Annotated in this window: 26 protein-coding genes; 3 read left to right on the top strand and 23 right to left on the bottom strand. The window is 62.7% G+C overall.

The window, feature by feature from the left end; translation table 11 throughout:
- Position 1: 1 nt before the first annotated feature.
- On the bottom strand, positions 2-508 hold the full coding sequence (locus DMB37_RS30955) for a flavin reductase family protein (RefSeq protein WP_167768996.1): 507 nt from the start codon (positions 506-508) through the stop codon (positions 2-4).
- Positions 509-652: 144 nt separating this feature from the next.
- Positions 653-1009 (bottom strand): MerR family transcriptional regulator, encoded by a 357-nt coding sequence (locus tag DMB37_RS30950; protein WP_135235696.1) that lies wholly within the window; start codon positions 1007-1009, stop codon positions 653-655.
- 52 nt (positions 1010-1061) lie between these two features.
- Here DMB37_RS30950 and DMB37_RS30945 point away from each other — a divergent pair, with 52 nt between their 5' ends.
- On the top strand, positions 1062-1706 hold the full coding sequence (locus DMB37_RS30945) for an NAD(P)H-dependent oxidoreductase (protein ID WP_135235695.1): 645 nt from the start codon (positions 1062-1064) through the stop codon (positions 1704-1706).
- A gap of 77 nt (positions 1707-1783) precedes the next feature.
- Here the strand turns inward: DMB37_RS30945 and DMB37_RS30940 are convergent, their stop codons facing one another.
- Positions 1784-2344, bottom strand: a complete 561-nt coding sequence (locus DMB37_RS30940; protein WP_135235694.1) for a YdeI family protein — start codon at positions 2342-2344, stop codon at positions 1784-1786.
- Between the two features lie 144 nt (positions 2345-2488).
- Here DMB37_RS30940 and DMB37_RS30935 point away from each other — a divergent pair, with 144 nt between their 5' ends.
- Positions 2489-2929 carry a hypothetical protein gene (locus tag DMB37_RS30935; protein WP_135235693.1) on the top strand — a complete coding sequence of 147 codons (441 nt, stop codon included), beginning with the start codon at positions 2489-2491 and terminating at the stop codon, positions 2927-2929.
- A gap of 3 nt (positions 2930-2932) precedes the next feature.
- Here the strand turns inward: DMB37_RS30935 and DMB37_RS30930 are convergent, their stop codons facing one another.
- On the bottom strand, positions 2933-4075 hold the full coding sequence (locus DMB37_RS30930) for a lipase family protein (RefSeq protein WP_135235692.1): 1143 nt from the start codon (positions 4073-4075) through the stop codon (positions 2933-2935).
- 1270 nt (positions 4076-5345) lie between these two features.
- Here DMB37_RS30930 and DMB37_RS41035 point away from each other — a divergent pair.
- On the top strand, positions 5346-5693 hold the full coding sequence (locus tag DMB37_RS41035) for a DUF2510 domain-containing protein (protein ID WP_206055045.1): 348 nt from the start codon (positions 5346-5348) through the stop codon (positions 5691-5693).
- 80 nt (positions 5694-5773) lie between these two features.
- On the opposite strand, the gene DMB37_RS30920 is transcribed toward DMB37_RS41035, so the two are convergent.
- From DMB37_RS30920 to DMB37_RS30830, 19 genes are all read right to left on the bottom strand, one after another.
- Positions 5774-6451 (bottom strand): hypothetical protein, encoded by a 678-nt coding sequence (locus DMB37_RS30920; RefSeq protein ID WP_135235691.1) that lies wholly within the window; start codon positions 6449-6451, stop codon positions 5774-5776.
- Positions 6448-7692, bottom strand: coding sequence for a hypothetical protein (locus tag DMB37_RS30915; protein ID WP_135235690.1), 1245 nt, complete (start codon positions 7690-7692; stop codon positions 6448-6450). The genes DMB37_RS30920 and DMB37_RS30915 overlap by 4 nt, the downstream gene beginning before the upstream one ends.
- Before the next feature lie 4 nt (positions 7693-7696).
- Complete coding sequence (locus DMB37_RS30910) at positions 7697-8323, bottom strand: hypothetical protein (RefSeq protein WP_135235689.1); 627 nt, start codon at positions 8321-8323, stop codon at positions 7697-7699.
- Positions 8313-8675, bottom strand: a complete 363-nt coding sequence (locus tag DMB37_RS30905; RefSeq protein ID WP_135235688.1) for a hypothetical protein — start codon at positions 8673-8675, stop codon at positions 8313-8315. The genes DMB37_RS30910 and DMB37_RS30905 overlap by 11 nt, the downstream gene beginning before the upstream one ends.
- A gap of 10 nt (positions 8676-8685) precedes the next feature.
- On the bottom strand, positions 8686-9744 hold the full coding sequence (locus DMB37_RS30900; RefSeq protein ID WP_135235687.1) for a hypothetical protein: 1059 nt from the start codon (positions 9742-9744) through the stop codon (positions 8686-8688).
- A 49-nt stretch (positions 9745-9793) separates the two neighbouring features.
- Complete coding sequence (locus DMB37_RS30895; protein WP_135235686.1) at positions 9794-10042, bottom strand: hypothetical protein; 249 nt, start codon at positions 10040-10042, stop codon at positions 9794-9796.
- A gap of 4 nt (positions 10043-10046) precedes the next feature.
- Positions 10047-10979: a peptidoglycan-binding protein gene (locus DMB37_RS30890; RefSeq protein WP_135235685.1), complete on the bottom strand. Its 933-nt coding sequence runs from the start codon at positions 10977-10979 to the stop codon at positions 10047-10049.
- A gap of 10 nt (positions 10980-10989) precedes the next feature.
- Positions 10990-12573 carry a hypothetical protein gene (locus tag DMB37_RS30885; protein WP_135235684.1) on the bottom strand — a complete coding sequence of 528 codons (1584 nt, stop codon included), beginning with the start codon at positions 12571-12573 and terminating at the stop codon, positions 10990-10992.
- The gene (locus DMB37_RS30880; RefSeq protein WP_135235683.1) at positions 12570-13406 is read right to left on the bottom strand and encodes a hypothetical protein; all 837 of its coding nucleotides are present in this window, start codon (positions 13404-13406) and stop codon (positions 12570-12572) included. The genes DMB37_RS30885 and DMB37_RS30880 overlap by 4 nt, the downstream gene beginning before the upstream one ends.
- A 29-nt stretch (positions 13407-13435) precedes the next feature.
- On the bottom strand, positions 13436-17653 hold the full coding sequence (locus tag DMB37_RS30875) for a hypothetical protein (protein ID WP_135235682.1): 4218 nt from the start codon (positions 17651-17653) through the stop codon (positions 13436-13438).
- Positions 17654-17675: 22 nt separating this feature from the next.
- A complete protein-coding gene (locus DMB37_RS30870; protein ID WP_135235681.1) occupies positions 17676-17957 on the bottom strand; it encodes a hypothetical protein in 282 nt (93 codons plus the stop codon).
- A gap of 152 nt (positions 17958-18109) precedes the next feature.
- The gene (locus tag DMB37_RS30865) at positions 18110-18502 is read right to left on the bottom strand and encodes a hypothetical protein (RefSeq protein ID WP_135235680.1); all 393 of its coding nucleotides are present in this window, start codon (positions 18500-18502) and stop codon (positions 18110-18112) included.
- A 157-nt stretch (positions 18503-18659) separates the two neighbouring features.
- Entirely contained in the window at positions 18660-19319 is a 660-nt protein-coding gene (locus DMB37_RS30860; RefSeq protein ID WP_135235679.1) for a hypothetical protein, read from the bottom strand.
- Positions 19320-19335: 16 nt separating this feature from the next.
- Positions 19336-19638, bottom strand: a complete 303-nt coding sequence (locus DMB37_RS30855; protein WP_167768995.1) for a hypothetical protein — start codon at positions 19636-19638, stop codon at positions 19336-19338.
- A gap of 62 nt (positions 19639-19700) precedes the next feature.
- Positions 19701-20006, bottom strand: coding sequence for a hypothetical protein (locus DMB37_RS30850; RefSeq protein ID WP_135235678.1), 306 nt, complete (start codon positions 20004-20006; stop codon positions 19701-19703).
- Positions 20003-20347: a hypothetical protein gene (locus DMB37_RS30845; RefSeq protein ID WP_135235677.1), complete on the bottom strand. Its 345-nt coding sequence runs from the start codon at positions 20345-20347 to the stop codon at positions 20003-20005. Before DMB37_RS30845 ends, DMB37_RS30850 begins: the two co-directional genes overlap by 4 nt.
- Entirely contained in the window at positions 20344-20808 is a 465-nt protein-coding gene (locus DMB37_RS30840) for a Gp19/Gp15/Gp42 family protein (protein WP_167768994.1), read from the bottom strand. Before DMB37_RS30840 ends, DMB37_RS30845 begins: the two co-directional genes overlap by 4 nt.
- A gap of 102 nt (positions 20809-20910) precedes the next feature.
- The gene (locus DMB37_RS30835; RefSeq protein ID WP_135235675.1) at positions 20911-21849 is read right to left on the bottom strand and encodes a phage major capsid protein; all 939 of its coding nucleotides are present in this window, start codon (positions 21847-21849) and stop codon (positions 20911-20913) included.
- Positions 21850-21876: 27 nt separating this feature from the next.
- The gene (locus DMB37_RS30830; protein WP_135235674.1) at positions 21877-22365 is read right to left on the bottom strand and encodes a hypothetical protein; all 489 of its coding nucleotides are present in this window, start codon (positions 22363-22365) and stop codon (positions 21877-21879) included.
- Between the last annotated feature and the right edge of the window lie 34 nt (positions 22366-22399).

Here is a 22399-nt window from a genome sequence, read left to right as displayed (position 1 = left end):
TTTACGCCGTGTGGCCGGGTTTCAGCCTGGCGACGGCGTTGTAGCGCAGGGCGTCGGTGTGCGCAGGCGGGGGCGAGGCGGCCTCCGGCTCGATGAGCATGCCGACGTGGTCGCCCAGGTCGTGGCGTTCGAGGATGCGGCCGGTGAACCAGCCCGCGGCGGCGCTCAGGATCGGCACCTCGGCCGGGCCGGGGTGCCACTTACAGTGCGCGAACTTGTTGATGTCGTCGCCGGTCTCCGCGCCGAAAAGTGCCGCCAGCGAAGACTGTTCGCGGCCGAGCAGATGCACCGCCAGGTGCTCGGCCGCCATCGCGACGCCGAAGGTGAAGTTGGTCTTGGAGATGCCGACCAGAAACCGCGGGGGTTCGATGCTCACCTGCGAGGTGAAGCCGACCAGGCACCCGGCCTGGCGACCGTCGGCCCGGGTGGTCACCACGAACACGGGATAGTCGGCGGCCGCGATCACCGCGTCGAAATCGGAGCGATCTGTTGTGACGTTGTCCGACATGGTCCTCGCGCTCGGCTCGGCCGCCGCCCGGGCCGCGTGTCGGATGCGGCTCGGGACCACGGCAAGTGGGCAGTCCATAGACCACACTACGAGAAGTCGGCGGTGCGCAGGGTTTATGGATTTCGGCCCTCGGGGCAGCGGGGATCAGCGGCCGAGGTCCTGGCGGAGTTTGAGGAGGTTCGCCTTCTCCGCGAGAAGTCGTTCGATGCCCGCGTCCAGTTGCCGGGTGCGCTCGTCGAGTTGCGCCAGCACCTCGTCGCGGTCCTGGTCGGTGGCGCCCTGCGGAGCCGTGCAGGCGATGTGGATCAGGGTGGCGGCCTCGGTGAGCGAGAGGCCGGAGGCGAGCAGACAGCGGATGTCGTGCACCGTCTTGACGTCCTCTTCGCGATAGTGCCGGTACCCGTTGAGGTCGCGCTCGGGGGTCAGGACACCGGCGTTCTCGTAGTGGCGCAGCATTCGCGGGGTCGCACCGGTGAGCTGGCTCAACTCTTTGATCCGCACCTGAGAGCTTCTCCTTGACATTGACGTTAGTGTCATACTTTACCTTGGCCGTATGACGAACGAACGCAGTCAGCCCAAAGTACTGCTCGTGGTGTCCCATCCGGACCACGAGTCCGCCACCTGGGGCATCGCCCGCGCGGTCGAGCAAGGCATCCAGGCAGATGGAAGCACCACGGTTGCCGTGCACGATCTGACGGCTTCGGGGTTCGATCCGGTGTTCCGGCCTGCGGATCTCGCGGTGCATCGGTTGCTCGGCGAGGTGCCCGCCGATGTGCGGCGGGAACAGGAGTTGATCGAGTCGGCCGATGTCGTTGCCGTGCTGTTCCCGGTTTACTGGTGGTCGATGCCCGCGCTGGCCAAGGGGTGGATCGATCGGGTGTTCAGCCGTGGGTGGGCCTACGAGAACACGTCCCCCGACGGTCCGAGTGCGGTGAAAGAACTGCACTTCATAGCGTTGGCGGGGATCAATCAAGGGACGTTCGATCGGCGTGGGTACAGGGACGCGATCACGCTGCAGCTCCAGCACGGTATTGCTGGTTACTCCGAGATCGATGAATCTTCCGTTGAAGTTCTCTATGGCACTGAGACCACCGACCCGCAGGCTCATGAAGAACTAGCCGCGCAGGGGTACAAACTCGGCGGTGACCTGGCGCAGCGTGCGCAAGCGGCGTTCGATCGGAAGGTTGCGGTGGGCTGAGCGAGTGGCGCCGGCCTAGTGGGGTGGCGGCGACTGAACGGGATGGCGCTGGGCGCAGCCAGGGGACGCGCGTCGCGTCAGCTTGCCTGCGCGAGTGACGCGACGATTTGGTCGAGTTGCGTGGCGCGACCGGCCGGGGTGCGTGCCTTCATCAGCCGGAGGAACAGCGCGTACTGCCGGGTCCGGTCCAGCAGTTCGAACTGCGCCAGCGCCCGCTCGTCCTCGGCCAGCGCGGCGGCCAGATCGGCCGGGACGGTGGCGTCGCGCTGACGCTGATAGGCGGCCGCCCACCGCCCGTCCGCCTCGGCCGCACGGATCGCCGCCAAGCCGGACGCGCGCATCCGGCCCGCGACGATCAGCGCCTCGACCTTCTCCACATTCACTTGCGACCAAGGACTTTTGAGCCGCCGTGGCGAGTACCGCTGCAAGTAGTGCTGGTCGTCGAAGCCCTTGCGATGGCTGTCGATCCAGCCGTAGCACAGGGCGACGTCGAGGGCGTCGCCGATGGTGATCCCTTGGGCGCCCTTCTTCGCGATCAGCAACCAGACACCGGCCGACTCGTCGTGGTGCTCGGCCAGCCACGACTCCCAGTGCGCCGCGTCCGGGAAACGAAGTGAACCTGCGTCGATGCTTTCCATGAACCCATCATCCGCAGTTAAGTGCTCACTGAATGAGCACTTTTAAGACAGGTTGCGGCTGCTGCTCGGAGGTGACCAATCCAGAACCGGCTCGGGTCCGAATACCCACGCCAGAGCCGCCCACAGAAACGAGGTCACCACCCCGTGCACTATCGACCCGCTCATCTCGTCGCGACCGGTGCCGCCACTTTCGCGACCCTGCTGGCCATCGCCCCGGCCGCGAACGCCGAAACGTCACCGAGCTACCGGTGCGCAACGATCACGCCCGGAAAAGCCATCGGCGCCAACCTCGCTCCCGTCGAAGCCGGTAAATGCACCGCGGCGAACAAAGCGCCCAAGGCAGGCGAGATCAACGGCTTCTTCTTCATCCTCGATTCGGCGAAGAAGGGGACGTACTTCGTGTGCGGGGTCAAACCGGACGGCAAACTGGCCGCTGCCACGGAGGAGACCGGCGTGGCCGCCCTCCCCGGCAAAGTCACCGCCGATGGTTGCATGGAGTTTCCCAAGGGCGACTTCAAGTTCACGCCAGAGCAGTTCGAGCAGGAACTTGCCAAGCAGGCCAAGAAAATGGGCACCCCGGGTTAACGGTCAGCACGTATTGGGAGCTGGACGCCCGGCGAAGCGGTCGGCCAGGTAGTCCAGCGCCCGGGGCGCGCCCGCCAGCATGGCGGCACCGTGATCGGCACCCGGAATCATGTCCAGCCGCACCGGCGTTCCCGCACGGCAGTATCGACCCGTCACATCGCGAACCGCCTGCGGTGACACCACATCGTCGGTGCCGTGCCACTGGTACACCGGGACGCGCGGCACACCGTCGAAATCTTGGATGCTGTTCTCCCGCAACACCTGTGCCGTCGCCGGGTCGTCATCCAAGGCACCGCCGGTGAACACATCCGACAGCCGGCGGTTTGCGCCCGCGTCGATGATCTCGGTTGCACAAGCATTGGCTATCCGGTCGCGCAGCGCCAGCCCCGCCGGGTTGAGACGAGCCTCCAGCCGCAGCCGATCGGGATACTCCCGCTCCAATCCCACAGCCGCTGCGAAACCGAGCCCGAACAGCTGATTCGGCGTCGATCCAACATCGCGGGCCAACGTAGCCAGGTTCACCGGCACGCCGCCCTGCGCGGCACCGACGATCGGCAGTTCCGGCGCGTACTCCGGCGCGAGCGCGGCAGCGAACCCCGTGGCCATGCCACCACCCGAATAGCCGGCCATACCAACAGGACTGGCGGCCAGACCCGCAGGCGCGAACCTCTGCACCGCACGGATCCCGTCCAGGGTGAGCGTGCCGCCCAGCCGCGCCGCACCATACGCACTCGTCGGCCCGAGATGATCCGGCACCGCGACCGCCCACCCGCGAGCAAGCAGCAGATTCAAGGCAGGCGCCTCCTGCATCGTCCCGTCGAACAGACTGTGCGACGGCGCGCACCGCACCCCGAGCGAATTCACGAAGGGCTGATACGACACCAGCGGCCGATTCCCGCCGCCCGCCGGCACCAACACCGTCGTCACCGCCGCGATCGGCACACCCGCCGAGCTCGCCGACCGATACAGCAGCTGCCACGCCACCACCCCGGGAAACCCGGTCGCGGCAACCTGCCTACTGCGCAGCACATCCCCCGCGGCATAGTCCGCGAGATCCCCCGGCGCCGCATAGAACCCATCGGCCTCACCAACCGGATACACCGGCGCCGCCGCAGCCGACGGCACCCCACCGATCCCGACAACCATCAACGCCAAACAAACCAGCCTTGCTGCCACACTGCGAAATCGGGTCGCCATCACACAACCACTCCTGCTAGTTCGGATCTACGGAACTCGACGTCGAGGCCCCACCGACCGCCACGACAGATAGGTCTCCCCGGAGATACCTGCCACAGACAACGTTGAACCACGGACGCACAGAAAGGAAGCCGCATAGCGAAACCGCGCGGATGGGTGACATTCGCCGATCGGTTACCGGAGCGGACATCTGCGAGTGCGGCGACCCTCCCGACTCTTTCGACGCACGCCGTGCTTCGGCCGCGCAGACGCCCGCACCAACCTCGCCATCGCGCAGTGACAGACCGGGCAGTTCCGAACCCGCCGACCTGCTCCGCCGCGCCATCGACGGCTACCGCCGTCTCGATGGCGCAGAAACCGATTCCGCGACAAGCTATCTCGCCACGCTCCCCCCTGTCGGAGCGTGCCTCGATTCCCGTCGCCGGCTCGGAAAGCTGAGGACGCCGCTGATCCCCTCCACCGGCGGCGCCTCGCGCCATCGGGCTCCGTTGCCTCGCGGATGGCGCCGCAATCATCACCGGAAGCACAGCCGTGCCGCCAAGCCGAAGGTGGTGTTCACACACTGAACCAGCAGGTCAGCGCCTATGTACCGATATTCCGGTCCGGAGAACACCCGATGCCGCACCGTCCAGGCACGCCCTACTTGCTCGAGTGGGCACCAAAGCCGCTGTCGCCAACTTCTATTGAACCTTGACCCGGACCACTGCGGCCGTTCGATCGGGCGGGCCCGACCGGCCGGTCCTCGGACTCCGGACGGGGCGGCCAACCGCGCACCAATTTGTTGGTCTTCGCGCCCGACAGCGCATGGAATCGGTGACCGATCGAGGCATATTTGCTGCTCAGAGAGGGTTTGTGGGGCGGGCGGGGCTCGAACCCGCGACCAATGGATTATGAGTCAATAGACGGATTCCGATATCAGATGGGGACGAATGAGTCAATCGGGGAACGCGTGGGAACGCTTGACCAGGGCAGACAGAACCGGAGGTGAGAACATCGGGGAACCGTGGGGCGCGGCTGGGAACGGCCTGTGCCCCACGGTCGCCCCACGTGTAGGGCAACTGTGCCCCACACCGCTACACAACGGCCGACCAGGGAGTACAGCGCCCATCGGCGGCGCCGGCCCTAGCCCAATCTTGTTGGGACTAGGGGCCTTCCCATTCCGCCAATCCGCGGGCTAGCCTGATCGCCTCACGGCACAATCGCACCCCGGGGGGTTCCCATGTCGCAACGCCAGCCGCTACCACCAGGTTTCGAGACTCCCGCGCAAACGTGGACGCGTGTAGGTCTGTGGGCCGGCATCCCGATTGCGGTGTTCGCTGTCATCGGGCTACTGAGCCACGGCCATACCGGCGTGTTCGGTCTGCTGCTGTTGCTTCTGCTGCCCGTTGCGTTGGTGGTCTTGGTCGTTGTCGCCCTCGTGCGTGTTGCGAGCAAGCCCCGTTCGGTTGTTGTTCACGCTGTCCCGCCGATGCCGGCCCGTCAGGCGCCGCCGCCAGGTTGGTACCCCGACCAGTTCGGCACGCAACGATGGTGGGACGGACAGCAATTCACCCAAGCCACTCAGTGAAGGGCTGACCCCAGATACACGAAAACAGGCCCTCAGCGTCAATGCTGGGGGCCTGAATTGTGTTGTGCCTGTTCGCCTTCCTAGAGGTCTCGCGCGGTGAATCCGTCGATGGCGTAACCCCTTTCGGGACCGCCTAGAAAGCCAGGGTTTCCGACCGTCACGACTCCGAAGAATCGGTTCGACAGGCTCACCACCGGGTTAGCACCGGCGTCCGCCCAAGACATGGCCGCGGTTGATGAGCCGTTGAGGTACACCGTGTAAGTGGTGCCTACGGCAGTACATCGAATGCGCGTCGGCATTGCGGTGATTGGGGTAGACCGCTTGGCGGAGCTTGTTCCACCGATTCGGGTAGCAATGACCACCTCATCGTCATAGACCAATATTTCTGCTCGGTTGCCGTTGGCTGCGCAGCGGAGGAAACAGCCCCCGCCTAGCGTGGCGTCAAGACTGCCGGTCGGTGCAATCACCGTAAAGTCGATCTCTTGGTCCTGGCTGGTTAGCGAAGTGTTGTGATACGCCGCGTAGACGACGTTCCCGCTACCCGAGAGTGGCGCACCGGCCTGCGCGCGGCCGGACGCGCGCAACGGCGCGTTGCCGGCAAGGGCGGTGTAGGGACCAAGGGCACCGTCCTGCCCGGCGAAGTTGTCGCTCACTTCGAGGGCGGAGGAATACACGAGGGTTTCGCCGAGCGATGCCTTCTTGATTTCCGCAGCGGCAATGCTGATCTTCGAAATGGCAACGCCGGCAAGCGATATCATGCCGTCCTCAGGTATAGCGTGTTGCCGTCCTTGGTGGGTATGGCTTGAAAGTCAGCTTCGGTACCGACCCACACAGTCAGGGACCGTGCGCCGTTCTTGTCTGAACCTGTCACCCGGCCAACCGCGAGCTTCACTAGTGCAATCGCGCCGTCAAGGAACTTGCTGCTAGTGATCGCACCGTCCGCGATCTTGGCGCCACTGACCGCGCCGTCTGCGATCTTGGCGCTGTTCACCGCACCGTCCGCGATGTCTGCCGTTGGTATGCCTGGCGCCGGACGGGTGTATCTCGCGCTGATCGCTGTTGCGGTATCCGCGGCAAAGGTTGGGCTGTTCCCGATCGCGCCGGCAAGCTTGCTCAGGGTGTTCAGGCCGGCCGAAACACCATCGCGCAGTGTGCTTATCGCGCTAGCAGCCGCGCCGGCCGCGGCGCCGGCCGGCTCTTTGCCGGCCAGGGCCGGCCCGAGTCCGGTCACGTCGGCAATCGCGTGGGTGTGTCCTGGCTGGCTGGCACTGTCCGCCAACCCGAGAGAGGTTTGTACGCCGGCCGCGAGCTTGACCAGTGTCACGCTGCCGTTGGGCAAGACAACGGCGCTTGCGGCTTCCGCCCAGGTACGAGCGTCTACGGCTGAGGTTGCCGCGTTTGCCGCAGACACGTGCGCCTGGTCCCTCCATGAGGCCAGTGAATCGACCTCCGGCAATGGCACCGGGGGAAGGTCGGACGGGGTCGGCTGCGTGTTCCTGGTGAACACCAGCGACGAACCGTCACGGCGCACCGCTATCACGCTCATACCGTCTTCGCCTCGTGTCGTTCCGGGGGATGGTGTTCCGGGTACCGGGAATTCGCGAGCAAGGTCTACGACCGTGTCTGCTACTGCGGGAATCTCCAGCGGGCGCAGGTTGATTCGGCGTCCGTTGATGGTCATGCCGATGAAGTCGACGCGGTACCGGCCGGCCTTCGGGTTCGTCCAGATATCGAGGGCGGGCAACATCACGTACTTTTTGCCGCGGTGCGAGATGTCACCGTCTGCATCAAGTTCGCAGTCGAACGTGTCGATCACACGTAGCGTCGAACCGCCCGGGTGGTTCGGCATCAGCACTGCATCCCGCTCGTCCAACAGAAGCGAGAACCGCACCGACCCTTTCAATGAGATTTCGTCTGGTTTGTCGTCAGGGTCCAAGCCATCGAGGATGAAACCACCGAAGTTACCAACCACTTTCACGTATCGGACCGGCTGTGTCATCGGTTCATCCCTTCGGCATCTTGGAGAACGCCAACCAAGGCGCCTTGGTCGACGTGGCTAGGGTCGACATGTCAACGCTGTCCGGGAAGTCCCATGTATCGGTGTTCCTGAATCCGTACATGAATGGAAAATCCGAATCCACGGATGCCGGCAACTTTCCCGAGACGTTGCCCATACCGACAATCGGATAGTCACCAACCGTGTTGTAGTTCAGCAGGAGCGACGCGAGACAGTAGTATTCGCCGGTCTTCACTTCGATCTGGTTTCCGATGTGCTCACGAATCTCGGTCGGAGTCCGTGTTGCTTTGTCGACCAGGTTCTTGGTTTTACCGGCAAGCTTGAGCCTGCCACCGGCAACGGATCTATCGACTGTGAATGCGGCCAAGGCGAATGCGGCGGTAGTGTCCATCTTGCCGAATATTGCTGTGATGGAGTCGTAGACGTCGTTGCGCTTGGCTCTGATCAGACAGTATTCGATGGTCCCGACTTGGAACGGGTCCAATGTCACGCTCATGCGGGGCATCGTTGTTTCGGTTGCGCCGTTGGTTGAGTTCCAGGTCTGTTCAAGACCACCGAACAGGCTGGTCCGCGCTTGGTCGGCGGCTTCCAGAGTGTAGGGGCTAAACTCCATCCTCTATACGCCTCTCAATACTTTCGGGCAGCGGGGGCGCCTTCACCTTCCTATCCGTGAGCAACGCGAGTAAGGCCCTGATAAATAGGATGGCTTCGCGCAACTCGAATCGCGAACGTGCTAGCGAGTCTTCACGGTCTGATAGGTTTCGCTTCAACTCTGCAATGTCGCGCTTGGCTGCATCGAGTTCGTCACGCAATGGCTTGATCAGTAGTTCTGCCTGCGTCTTGACGAATGCCTGCCAATCGGCACTTTTGTTCGACTCGTGCTGTGATCGGCGCGCATACCATGCCGCGACCAGTGCGCCCAGTCCTGCGAGGATTGCGGCTATGTTGTCGGTGATTGCGTTCACCAATCGCCCCTTACGCAGTCGGCACGCAGGTGACTGAAAGTGTCGCGTGCTCTGTGTATGTCAACCATGCGTCCCAGAATCCTTCGACCTTTACGGCGTGAACGTAGAACGTCGCCTCTACGCCGGCCGCAATCTTGCCGATGCTCTTTGACGGGTCTACAGGCTCGTTACCCCCGAACTCCGTGCAGACCATCACCGGATGTGCAACACCGTTGAGTCCACTCGTCAGCAACATGCCCATGCCGTAGCCGACCTGCAAGCCGGTATCCGGGTTGCCGTGACGGACCTCGATGTCGACGCGAGTTGATGCCCCGCCCCGGACACGTACGCGGCCGGCCACCGATGGGCGCCACGCGAAAGTCTGTGCAGGGATGGTGATTTGAGCAATCTGCACGCGTGTAGTGGTGCTGCCGACAGTCACGTTGGCCGCGGCGAACACGTTGGGCTGAATCGTGTACATCGGCAAGCCCAGATTCGGGCCAGTCGTATAGGTCCCATCAGCACGGCGGATGATCGCGTCGCCGGGTTGTACGCCGGCCGCGGGGGCGAAGTCGGATGCGGATGCGATCGACGCGGCCGGCCCCGTGTCGCCCTTGTCCCCCTTCGCGCCCCGGTCGCCTTGCTTGGATACGACGTTGAGCTGATAGGCGCCGGGGCTTACCTGCACGATGGAGCCGCCCGGGTTCGGACCGGAACTGAATGTGCCACCGGTCAGGGTCGGCATGGGGCCGGCGTCGCCCTTGGCGCCAATCCAGTTGTCTCGCTTGAGAAGGCTTGTGCCGTTCCAGATCCAGCCGGCGCTAGACCCGCTCACGCCCCACCAATGCCCGATCTCGGAATTGGTCAGATGTTCCGCGATCGGGATCAAATCCGCTTCGGTCGCGACGCTGCCGCGGTAGACCGGCGCCGGCCCTGGTTCGCCCTGGTCGCCCTTGTCCCCCTTGTACGCGGGGATGTTGACCGTCACCGCGTCATCGAGATATTCGAGGATGGCTTTACCGCTGTCCCTCACGTTCCACAGGTCTTTGAAATTGAAGATGATGCGTGCGGTTCGTTCCAGCGTGTACATACAGGCCCCTCGTATCTCGATTCAGCGGCAACGGGTCAACATGGGTGGGTTACTGCCGCTCAGCGGCCAGGAACGGCAGGAACTCGGTCAGGAAGGAATTCACGCCAGGCAGCGCGAGAATCCGAGTCACCGCGGCGCACACCGCGATCACCTGAGCAACGGCCGGCGCCGTGTCGATTCCGCCCGCCACGGCAACGACCGGGATCAGCGAGACGAGTGCAACAACGACGGCAAAGACCGTGCGTACGGTGGCCTGCCACGGGTGCGCGACCTGGCTAGGGGTTACAAAATCGGGCATGGCTTCACTTTCCGTTCAGCAGGGCAAGCACCTGATCGAGCTTGCGGTTAACGTCGGCGACGGCGCCTTCGTTGCGGGCAACGCGGCCATCGAGCCACGAGAGCAGTTCCCAGGCCGGAAGTTTGGTGTTCGGGCCGTTGCTGCCATCGGCGCGCACGACCTCCCCACGCGCGTTGTACTGAGTGGGAATCATTTCGCTCCAAGACATTTCGTCATCTCCAATCACTAGATCCCAAGTCCGCGGGCCGATCAGCCCATCGGGAACCAAGCCATTCGCGCCCTGAATGGCGCGGGCCGTGTCTGCGGTTGCGTTGTCGTAGACGCCGGTACCTTCGACGCCGGCCGCGATCTGCCAGCGGCGCAACCCGTCAATCCATGCCTGAGGTTCGCCGGACCGACCGCTGATCGACTGTTCCGGCCCCTCATACGGGCCGTACCAATACCCATCGGGCAGCGGGAACGCGGACGCATCCCCCGGCCCGTCAACGATCTGGGCCGGCAGGTACCAAAAGTCATGGAACAGAGGGTTGTTCCAGTGCCGCGCGGACCCGCCGTAGAGAACTCCCGGGGTGCCGCGGGACTCGAACGCAATACCATCGAGCGTGCACGCGGTGTGTGAGTACTCACCGCCGCCGCCATGCTGGAAGCCGACTTTCAGAATCGCATCGGCCGGCACGTCCCAGGCGCCGGCCGCGGGAACCAGGTTCAACGGACGCGTGCCGTTGATACGCGCGACGCGCCATGTCTCGGTTGAGCCGTAACGCCGATATGGCGACAGACCTTGCAGCATCGCTGCCACCGCGGCCACCGCGCCCGAACAGTCGGTTGAAGCCCACGGGTCCGACGCGGAGAACGCACCGCCGTAGGCGTAGGGAAGTCCGTTCTTGCTCCGGCAGAATGCTTTTACCTCGTTCAGTTTCGCACGAGTAATGAGCATGATTTCACCATCAATTCACAGCTAGAATGTTCACAGCCTCGTTGAGGCTCTTAGCCAGCCGAAGGCCCTTGGCGCCGGGTTCCTCATCAACTTTGTCGTCTCCGATCACGGTGGACACCATCACGCGATCACTGCGTGTGTCCTCCACGGCTACCGAATGGACTCGGTCAAAGAAGATTTCGCCTTCGTCTTCCCACCCGCAGACCACGCCAACTTCGTAGTCCACGAATGCCAGGAACGGATATCCGTCCATCACTTGAAGTTTCGCCGATCGCTGCCCGCGTCCGTCGAACAAACCCTTATTGCCGGCTTGCACCGTTGCGAACGTATAGGCCGAACCCGAGTTAACGAATCCCTCAGGGAACCCGAGTGGCCCAAGCTCAGCCTTCGCTACCCAGTTCACGAAACGCTGAAAGGCCATGAAAACATCGTGGAATATTCCCGCGATCAACGTTCCTACCCCGTTGATCACAGTCAGCGACAACAGCGCAAAGATGATGTTGACGCCGATCTCCGCGGCCAGATCAATGAGTTTGTTCACCCACGTTGGCGACTTTCCACCCACAATGACGCTGTGGTACAGCGGATGTTTGACCGTAACCTCAGCGTCAGCAACGCCGCTGGAATCTTCCGACCAGATCACCCACGGGATTTCAGTTCGTCTCAGCAGTCCGTCCAGCGCTTCGGCCAACCCGGGAATCAGGAACCCGCCTAGGGATTGAATGAATCCGGCGATCATCTCGCCGATAGCGTCAGCCAGTCCGTCAAGGAACGTTCCCGTATTGATGATGCCGCCCGTCTTCGGTCGGTCGATGACTTGCACGATGTATTGCGGGCGCGTCAGATACAGGTCCGGATGTGGTTGCGGATCACCGGGTAGCCACAACGAGATATTAAGCTTGCAGTCCTCTTCCTCGAGCCACTGGGCAAACAGTTCGTCAAGGTTCGGCATCCGCGCCATGCCGACTTTCCACGGCGTAGTGTCCCGGAAAAGGTCGTAGGGCAGAAACGTGAACGGAAGCCCCAACCGCCATGCGTTCCGCGCCGCGTACCAGTAGATCAGTGTGCGCAGCGGCGCAATCATGATGTCCTGCGGGGGAAACTGAATCTCCGGAATCGAAAACGGTTGCGGGTAGGCAAGAATCGCGTGCCACCAGGCGTAATCATCTACCAGCGTCAGAGTGATCGTTTTGCGGCCCTTGATGCCCTTGCGGGTCGCCATGTCCACACGTCCCGACCAGCGCTTACCGTTGTAGGTCACCGTAATCGGGACCACCGTTCGATCTGCGGTCATGCACAGTTTCGCGAAAGGGTGATCACCGGGAATGGTGATCTCACCGCCGCCAACCTGATTCCAGACGAACTCAACTTGTGCTGAGGTGTAGTTGTTGATCTCGCCGAGCGCATTGAGATACTTGTCGTAGACGACTATTTCGAACTGTGCGCGTTCTCCGATAGGCGGGTCCGGGGTCAACATGTCGAACAACTGCGCCGCGGCGTCGATGTCCAACGGTCCCGGCTTGACGTGGTCAGGGTCGAACACGATGCCTAGCCGATCGTTGATCAATCGGTCATCGAGAGTTGCAGTGCTCACCAAGGCCCCCGATTCTTCGGCTCGATCCGGATCACAACCGACGAGTCTGCGTTGCCCTCGATGAAGCGAATACCCGACAGATCGAACAAGGTCCGCTTGGCAATCGGCTTCCGAAACCTGTTGGCGCCCATCGCACGAAACAAGTTCTCCTCAGGGTTCACCGCGATAATCGTTCGCTGGTCCGGATCGGTGTCCACCCGGAGAATCTGGCCGGCCTTCAACTTCGGCAACGTCACGATCCGCCCGTCACCGTCCGGGATCTGCAACACGCCAGGGCCTTTAACGATCAGCTTGCACCAGGCCGGCCGGTTGCCGCGATTGCGGATCTTGGGCGCCGGCTTGCCGTTGAGCCACAACACTTCCTCATCCATTCCCCGCCACCATGGATACTCAGCCACCACCGGAATCCGGTACAGCTGCGCACCACGTAGCGCAGGGTCCTTCGTATAGACGGCTTCCTCGACATCGTCCTTGCGGATGTCCAGCCACCAATAGCCGGAAAATTCGGTGATCACGTAGATACGGGAACGCTCCTCGAACACCAACGATTCGAAAAACGCATCGTTGACCGAGCGCCACCCAAGCATCTTGGTTTGCGAAACATGCACGGGTAGTTCGAATTTCCGCGGTTCGACCACCGCACCCAGCCAGGTAGCGCCTTCCTGTCGCGCGCCTTGGCGAAACAGGTTCGTTGTTGGAGGGTCGTAGATATTCGACCAACCCTCCAACAACAACACACCCTCATCACCATCGGTCATGTTCCAGACCGGGCCTTGTGCACCCGGCCCGCACAACACGACTTGCGCGCGGCCATTGCGAAACAATCGACTCATGACCAACACACCCCAAAACAATCAGCTCGTCAGACACGGACCCGGTAGCGCGTACGGCGCATGTTTTCTCGGCGCCTCATCTCTCGGTACGCGCCTTCGACATCCACTGCGTTGATGGTTGTCGGGGCCGACCCGATCACCCCTGCGAACAGGCTTTCAGCCATGCCGGCCCAGTTCTCTTTTGCGAATGCCTCGACCTTCGACAACGACGACTGCCCGAGCTGCGCCCACTTGTCCGACACAGGCGGCGCCGCATCCACCGGGGGCGCAGGGTTCGGAACCTGATGCGCTGCACGGTCTTGGCTTTCCGGGGTGTAGTTGATGTCCGGCTGTGTGGTCGGCTGACCGGACAGGGCACGCACCAACTCGTCAATCCTCGCGGCCCACTCCGGATTTAGAATCCACTCGTTCGCGCCGGTCCCGTTGTAGACAAGCGACGCACCAGGTTTGAGGACTCCGCCCTGGTCGCGAACAATGCTCGGTATCCAGTTGAGCGGGTTAGCCGCTTCGGCTACGCCCTTCACCTTGTCGTACAGACCCTCGATGCTGTCGGTGAGTCCATCTATGCGCGAACCGATTTCATCGCGCACAGCCGCACGCAGGCCCTCGAAAACCGCTCCCGGGAGTTCTTTCACCCCGGTACCGCCGAGCAGGGTATCTGCGCTTGAGCGGATCAGCTCCGCAAGCGGCGCCGTCAACCCGTCGTAGAGCTGTTGGGCCTTGCGAGCGATGAAGCCGCGCTGATCACCTGCACCCGTTGCGCCCGGCCCCGGATCGACAAACGCACCATCGACAAGGGGAAGGTGGAACTTCCACGGGAACTGTGAATCGGCGGCGCCGGCCGCGGAGCCTCCGTACTGGACATCACCGCCACCACCGCTTTCGATGTTGACGTTCGGCAAACCCTCGATGCCGGACAGGGTGCCCGCGGTGTGTCCACCGCCTAGCCCGCCCGGGTTGTCGTAGACACCGATCGACAGGCCGGCGCCAAGCCCCGGAACGAATCCGAGCGGTCCGCCAGCCGGGGTGAACGATGACGTTGCAAAATACCGCTGCCAGGGGTCCTTGCCCAGGATTTCAGCGGCAACGCTACCCATGAAGCCCGAGCAGTCGAACGAACTCCCGGGACCGGTCGGGCCGGCCCACTGGTACGGCTTTCCGTCCTGTGCTCGTGCGAAATCATGGCCGCGCTTGAACGCTACCCATGCCGGATCATCGCGGGTGACCTCACCACCGCCGGCCATGGCGAACAGACCCTCAGGCGACGGGGCAGACCCACCCAACGCCGCAGCGTTGAACGCGGCCAGGTTCGAGACGCCGGCCGCTTGCACCGCGGGAACGCTGAGCACGAACTCACCCGGCATCAGATTTCTCAGAACCGAGTCTTTGCCGGCCTGCGCGCCGTCCTCCATCGGGATCAAGCCACCGCGGGCAAGCCCGGGAACGTCGGCCCAGTCCGGCAGACGGTTGGCTAGGAATGAATCAACTTGCTTCCACGCCTTGCCGATTCCACCGTTGATCACGGTGTTGATCACCCAGTTGACGGGTTCTCGCACAGCGTCTTTCAGGCCCTGCCAATGTTCCTTTGCCGCGGTCACGACTTCGCCGAAGAAATCGCGCACCTTGCCTAGGCTGTCCTTGAACCCAGGGAACACGCGATCGACCAAATCGGTTACGCCACTGCCTATTTCGGACGGTAAAGCTTTCCAGTTGGTGACTGCGCCGTTGGTGATCTGATCCAGCATTGCGCTTGCGACACCGCCGAACCCGTCGGACTTCAACAGCTCGAAGGCCGGCCGGATCTTGTTGTCCCATCCATCGGTAATGCTCCCGGTGAACTCGTCCCAGGTCTGGCCTACGGAAGTGCCCCAGCCGGACAGGGTTTCACCCCAGCTCGACAACCAGCTACCCGTGTCCTCAACGAAACCGCCGATAGCGTCCTTGGCTTCGCCTACCTTGTCCCCGATCAGGCCCCAACCCAGCGTTGCCGCGGCACCGGGGCCGGTCAGCTGAGCCGCGCCTAGGACTCGTTCGCCCGCGGATTTGTCGTCCCCGAACAGTTTTTCGATGCCCTGCGCGAACGGGGAACCGCCGATCTTGTCGAGCAGGCCGGATATCTTCTCGCCCCACTCGACCGCGGTCTTGATCGCCTCACTGATGCCGACTACAGCGTTCTTCACGTAGGTGAAGAAGTCTCGGATGGCCTGCTGTCCCTCCGGGGAACCCAGCCAGTCAGCGAGCTTTTGTACCTTGTCCTGCAATCCGTCTAGGAAGGTCTCGCCGGTCTCGTTCGATCCGACGAAAATGCTGGTGATCGACTTTCCGAGGTTCTTGAGAATGTCGAGAAACTTGCCGGCCTTCTCGATGCCGTCGCCTATGAACGTCTCCAGCGAGCCGTCTTCGCGCATCTGGTGAATCGTGTCCCGCCACGAACCCGCGGTGTCTGCGAAGTCCTTGCCGAGTCCCGGCAGGAACTTGGAGCCGACTACCGCGACATCCCAGAGGATGCCGCCCAACTCCCCCAGCCCATCGACCAGCCAACGCACGGCTTCCCGGGTGTTGTTGAAGATCGTTTCTAGATCAAGGCGGGCGCCTTCGGTGGACAGGAAGTCCAGCCCTCTGCGGATACCACCGTTGAGCACGTCGGCAATGCCGGTCAGGCCGGTTTGCAAGGTCGGTAGCTGAGCGTCGGCCAGGCGGGTGACCGAGTCACCCAGGCCGGCGAACCCGGCATCTTGGACACTGTTGCGCAGCCGCGACCAGTCATCACCGAGCGCGCGAACCTGCTTCACGAAGTCGCGGGCATTCGGCGACAGCGCTTCTAGCTTCTCCTGGTACTTGCGGGCCGCGTCCCCGCCAGCCTCGAACGCGTCGGCAACCGCCTGTTGCGCGTCGGCAATCTGTTGTGCCGCAGCAATATTCGCACGGGCAGCTTCCTTGACCGCATCACTCACCGCGGTTTCGGCGTCGGCCTGGCGCTCTTTGGCCTGAACAACGAGGTCTGATCCTTCGATGCCGGCCTTGTCGCTTGCGGCAAGTTCCTCGCGTAGATCCCCGTTGCGCTCCTGCGTCTCTTTGAGTCGCTGGATTGACTGCCGATACGCGAGGTCAGCCTCTCGCCGGTCTGTTGAGCTGGCACCGGACCCGAACGCGTTGACTTCGGCCAACCGGTCCCGTGCGCGGTCCACCGCAATCTGTGCCGATTCCTCATCCAGCGCCCCGCCCGTGACGGCCAGGTGCAAGTCCTGCATTTGCTCGGTTGCCGCTTTGCGGGCACGGGTAAGCGCGTCTTCGGCATCCTTGGCCGCGCGCTTGGCCGCGGTGATGCGCCGTTCACCTTGTTCTTGAGTTTGAGTTGCCGAGTCCACCGCGTTCGCAAGTTGACGTTGCGCCTGCGCTTGGGCCTTGGCGGCTTGCTCGCCGGCCTTGCCCGCCGCTTCGCTCTCGGCCCTGGCCGCTTGGAACGCTTCCCCGACTCCGCTGGTTGCAATCGCTACCGCTGCGCCGATGCCGGCGAACGCTGCGCCCGCGGCCGGCCCGAGCGCGGCCAAGGCAACCGCGGCGTGCGCCAACTGGCCGATCAGCGGCAGTATCGACACTGCGGCCAGCGCGCCAATCGCCACCGTCGCCAGGCCGGCAGGATTAGCCAGGCCGGCCAACGAGGTACCCAGGTTCTGTACGCCCTGGTTCGTGCCTCCCAGGCCCCCTAACGCACGCTGCAATGCCGCCATCTGGGCAAGTGCCGCGGCCAGATCGAGATTGACCGAGACATCCAAGTTGCGCCACTGCGCAGCAAACGCACGCATCCTCAGGTGCGCATTGATCATGTCGAGCCGCAACGTGGTGTCGATGTAGGTCCACGTCTGCTGAAACTCGCGCATCCTCAGGTGCGCGTTCTCCATGTCCAGGCGCCAGGTTGCATCGACGTAGCGGTCTGCCGAGTTCAACTGATTGCGAAGGGAATTCGCGTCAATGCGGACATCAACGTTGATCTTCGGACGGGTGATCTCAGCCCACGCACGCACGGTTTCGCGCGCCTTGGTCATGTCCGCGTCAAGACGAATCTTCGGCTCGAACCCTTTGAGCGCGTCGCGGATCTGATTCCGCAAGCTCGCCGCGTTGGGCTTGAGTTCGACTGTGTAAGTGAAGTTTTCATCTCGCAAGTCATTGCGAAGCTTGCGGAAGAACTTGCTTGCATCGGGAAGAATGGTTACTTCGGCCGAACCACCGTGATAGGTCGTAGCCACGCAACCACCCCCTTCTATGTCCTCACGCGACACCCAATCGCGACAATGCGTCATCCACCGCGGCATCATCGCGGCGCAACAGCTCGATTTCGAACGCGGTCACCGGAAGCGGTATGGGATTCATCGGTCCCGGCTTATTCCCGTGCACCGCAAGCAATGTCGCCTCTAGGCGCTTGATGTGGTTGATTAGAGTCACCAACAGTTTGGTGTCACGCGAATACCCGTGCGGGGTGATGGGCGCCGGCTTGTCGGCCGCGTCAGCGTCGTACTGGTCTGCCCAGATTTTCGCCAGGCTTTCGTCCATGGCCTGATCCGAGCGGTATTGCGACTCAGGCGGAAGCCTGCGCAGCAATCGCAGCAGTTGAGGCCATGGACGTACACCCCGAAAGAAATCGAGCAGATCGACGCTCAGATAGTGCTGTAGGTCGTACTCGATAGACTCACCGAACCGCCCGATCAGCCCGACAAGCCTTCGATACCCCCCGCGACATCACCGGCACCCTTACCCGGGACGGCCGGCATGATCGCCGCTTGCAGGTCAGCGAACAGCTTGGACAGCACAGCCGGCGGCTTGGTACTGACCGCGGCCCAGAACCGTTCAAAGTCGCTGTCAGACAGGAACAGTCCGAAGAACTCTTTCACCAGCTGGGTATCGGACTGCACTTCATCGAGGGTGTTGACGCGCTCGGTCAGCGCCAGCCGATCGGCAACGCTCTCAGGAATCGGAATCACAATCGGCGGGGTGAGCGGGATAACGAACGGCTCAGGGACCGTGTAGTCCGCCCCCAGCGCATCCCGACAGTACTGTTCCCACAGGTCCACACCCGGTGTGATCTGTTCCGGCATCATCAGCTCTTACCCTCGTTCCTAGCTACTGGTTTCGGTTCCGGCTTGGCATCGGGTGCAGCCTCAGACTTGAGCCGCCAACCCTGCGCCTGCAAATTCACGATCTCTACCGCCGAATCAGTGCGGTACTCCCGGCCCGCGGAGTTGATCAACGTCTTCATCACGCAGTCCAACCCATCTTGGTAAGCAGCGGCTTCCAGCCCGGCCCGCCGAAGGCCCACGCAATCGCGAACCCAAGCTGACTGTCCACCTTGGCTTTTCCGGTGAGCGGATAGGCCATCGCGCCTTCACGCGTGGCCTGCTGTGCACCGACTCCGGTGATCTGGAACCGCGGGGCAATCCGCCAGATGTAGATAGCGTGATCCCCTGCGCCGTCCACGCCCAGATGCAGATAGCGGTAGAACTTCGCGCCCGGGGTGGTCGGTTCCTTGATCCACAACTCACCGGTAGTCGGGTCCGGAATCGCGCTCGACAGATCCGCACCCGTGTACAGCTCAAGCGTCTTTTTCCGGGTCTCGTGCGGCGTCAGTTCGATGGTCGTATTGCGTGAAATGATGTCCTCACGCGAGGATTCCAGATCACCGAACGAGTCAATAGCCGATGTCTCGATTTCCGGCGTGTAGTTCGGTGCGCCCTCGACGGCCAACTTGCCCAGCGATTCGTAACCGGTTGGGAGCGTCTGCAACTCGGCAGTGGCACCCGCAGTGAACGCAGTTGGGACCGCAACCGAGTCAGCCGCGAGGAAGACAGCGCCCTTCAAGTGCTTGCGGATCAACTCGTTCTTGAAATCAGAGAGTGTTTCGAAAGTCGTTGCGACCAACGCAACCACCTACCAATCAGGTTGAAAGCTCCCGGAACGAGAGCACATACGAGGAAATGACCCGCCTGTCATCAGGGTCAATTTCGGGTATCTGTTGGTGACCGATCGCCGTTTGCGCGTTGTCGACCAGTACGCCGGCCACCGACGTTCCCGGGGAAGTCAGGATTGCCCTACGCGCCTGCTCGGCCAACGTCCACGCCTGCGCCCTGGTCGCGGCGAATGCCGCTACCTGCAACACCGGCCGATCGGTCACCCCGTCATCCGTGCCACCGACACGATTGACCTGATAGCACGGCAACGGCGTCTTCTCGTCAATCACGGTGTCCGCGTATGCAATCGGGTCCAAGAGTGCGACCACTACCGCTTCGCTGTCGGGCCACATCACAACTCACCCAACTGTTGCAGCGCATCCCGTAGGCCACGCTCAGCCGGGTTGCGCTTGGTGCCCCACTCACGAAATGCCGCATACGGGCTGTAGGCGTGGACTACCGACATGAGCCGATCTCGCCGCGCGCCACCGAGAGCCGTGAACACCCGGACTTCGCGGGCATTGCGGCCCGTCTTCCGCGTGAGCGAATCTCGATACAGCGCAACGACGATTTCGGCCCTGTCGACCAGAATCGAACGCAGGTGCGGGGAAGTCTTGAGATATGCCGCCAGGCCGGCCGAATCAGGCTTGAACCTCACCCCGTGACCTCCCGAACCCGCACGATCAGATTCGTCGGGCGGTTCGAGCGCGCGTACCGCTGGACGTTGGGCTTGCCCTTCACCCGGTAGCGCACTCCCTCGACCTCGAGCACATCGGTAGCCAGAACATCGGAACCAACCGGCGCGTACAGCCGGCCATCGGCGTAGTCCGCAGTGCGGAAGTCATCGCCCGCGGCCGGCCCGCCGTCCACGTCATCGGTAGGCCCGAATTCCATAAGACACGGGCCGATCTCGTGATCGACCAACGAACCACCGTCACCGAACTTGCCGCCCGGACCGCGCCGCCACACTGTCACCATCACACCGCGGGTGATGTTCACCAGAACCCCCCGAATCCGCACCGGTCCGCCAGCTGATCGCAAGCAGGCCAACCGTTTTGGAACCACCACGACGGGTCACCCCACTGCGGCCGGCGCGTCGCCAGGTATCCATCCGTCGCCGGCTTCATCTGCGCGGAAAGGTCCACGCCCAGATCACGCCATTCATCGGGCAGAATCGTGAGGAACCCAGCGGCTACGCGCGAATCCACGGTGTAGGAAAACGTTCCCGCCGATTCGGTTCGGTAGCCGTCCGGGTTACGCAGCACGCGGCACACCGACAGCGCTTGCACCATCACGACCGTTTCGGGGTCTAGCCGGCCCTTGGCGAGCAGATCAGCGAGATTCGGTATCCGAGCTAGGATTTTGCGCGCTACGCCTTCCACGAGGACGCCCGACAGGTTTCTTTCCGATTCGCTCAGCGGCCGGCCCATCCATTTCTGGACGTCGTCCGACGTCGCCAAACCCGGAGGTATTGTCACCATCGGTGATCAGCTCCCACCCCATCCAATCGAGCGCATCGCAGGAGATGACCCCACCCGTTTCGATGTTCCGATACCGCGGCATCACGCAACCGCATCGTCATAGGCCACAAAGGCTTTCACGTCCGGAATGACCCAGCCGAAAATTGCCTCGACCAAGTACGCTTCCATGTTGTTCTGCCACAGATTGACCAAGGTTCCGTTGTCGTCAATGGTCGCCTGATCCGACCGCGAGATAGTCAGTTCCTCGCTGAATCCGTATTTGAGCGAAGACCAGTCACCGCCGAAAGCGCGGACCTTGTTGTCGGTTCCGCCACCGACGTAGCGGCCCGATACCGTCTTTGCGTAGGCAGCGTCATAGCCCAGCAGGTTCGCAAACCCGTCCTTGAGGTTGACCGCATCCTGATAGATCGGCCGGCCCTGCACGTCGTGCGCGGTGCGAAGCTTCTGCTTGAGCCGCGGATCTGCGGCAAAGCCTGTGAAATCGCCGTATTCCCAGTTGTCTTCAACCAGGGCGTGACCGTTGGAAAGGTCGGTCGACAGGCCACCATCGGCCTTCGCCGTAGTTCCCAACTCCACGCGCTGAGTGGTCTGGTTGACGCACTCGACGCCGGCAATCGGGCCGGTCACCGCGTTGGTAGCGTGCAGAACCGCCAGGTCGAAAGCGCGGGTGATGGCACCGACCATGTCATCGGCAATGTTCTCCAGCACGCCCAGCGGGTTCGCGATTCGGGTTTCCTTGCTGAAATAGGTCAGCGCGGCAACCTTGATCGGCTTGATTGCCTTGGTGTTGTAGTCGGTTCGAGTGACAGGTTTCTTCTGTCCCTCACCGACCACGCCGGCCTGAACGTGGCCGGTCTGTACGGTCACCGCGCCACCGTGCAGCGGCATTGCCGTTTTGCCGGCCAGCCGGCGTACAACCGACTCGCCCTGCACACGTTTGATGATTTCGGTTGCGAGCGGCTTAGGGACCATGCCCTTTGCATCGAGGCCCGCGAAAGTTGTTGCGCCAACAGGAGGCATAACGTTCCTCTATTCGAATGAAGTGAGTTACTCAGCGCCCGCCGCGGTAAAGAACGCGTTGGCAAGATCCGCGCGTGAATCAGCCACCGGGGCCGCAGACTGCGCAGGATCAGGGGGCACTGAATCCGCGCCGCTGCCGAGCAGTGCCACCAGGGCATTCGCGCTAGCGGCGCGTTCGTCGTCGGTCTGACCGACAATCAAGGACGTAACCGAAACAGATTCGCCGGCTGCGTCTTTCACGGTCAGCGGTAACCCGCGGTCAATCGCGAGCTGAGTACGCGCCTTGTCAGCCTCCAGGGCCGTGCGCGTGGATTCCAGTTCGGCAATCTGCGTTTCGAACGCAGTCACCTGCGCGGTAGCCGCGGTCTGCGCGGCATCCAATGCCTGTTCGGCTTCGGTTGCGCGGGTTCGGTAGCCGGCCGATTCCTTACGGAGAGATTTGATTTCGTCGCGCGCCCAGTCCGGCAGATCGTCAAGGGTCTGTGCAGTGGGCACGCCTGTAGTCGGTTCGGGCATGTGAGCCTCCGGAGCTATCAAGAGTTGCCGGCCT

It is taken from the genome of Nocardia sp. CS682 (genome assembly GCF_004634405.1).
GTDB classification, from domain to species: Bacteria; Actinomycetota; Actinomycetes; order Mycobacteriales; family Mycobacteriaceae; genus Nocardia; species Nocardia ninae.
This window is presented reverse-complemented; position numbering and strand designations above follow the sequence as displayed.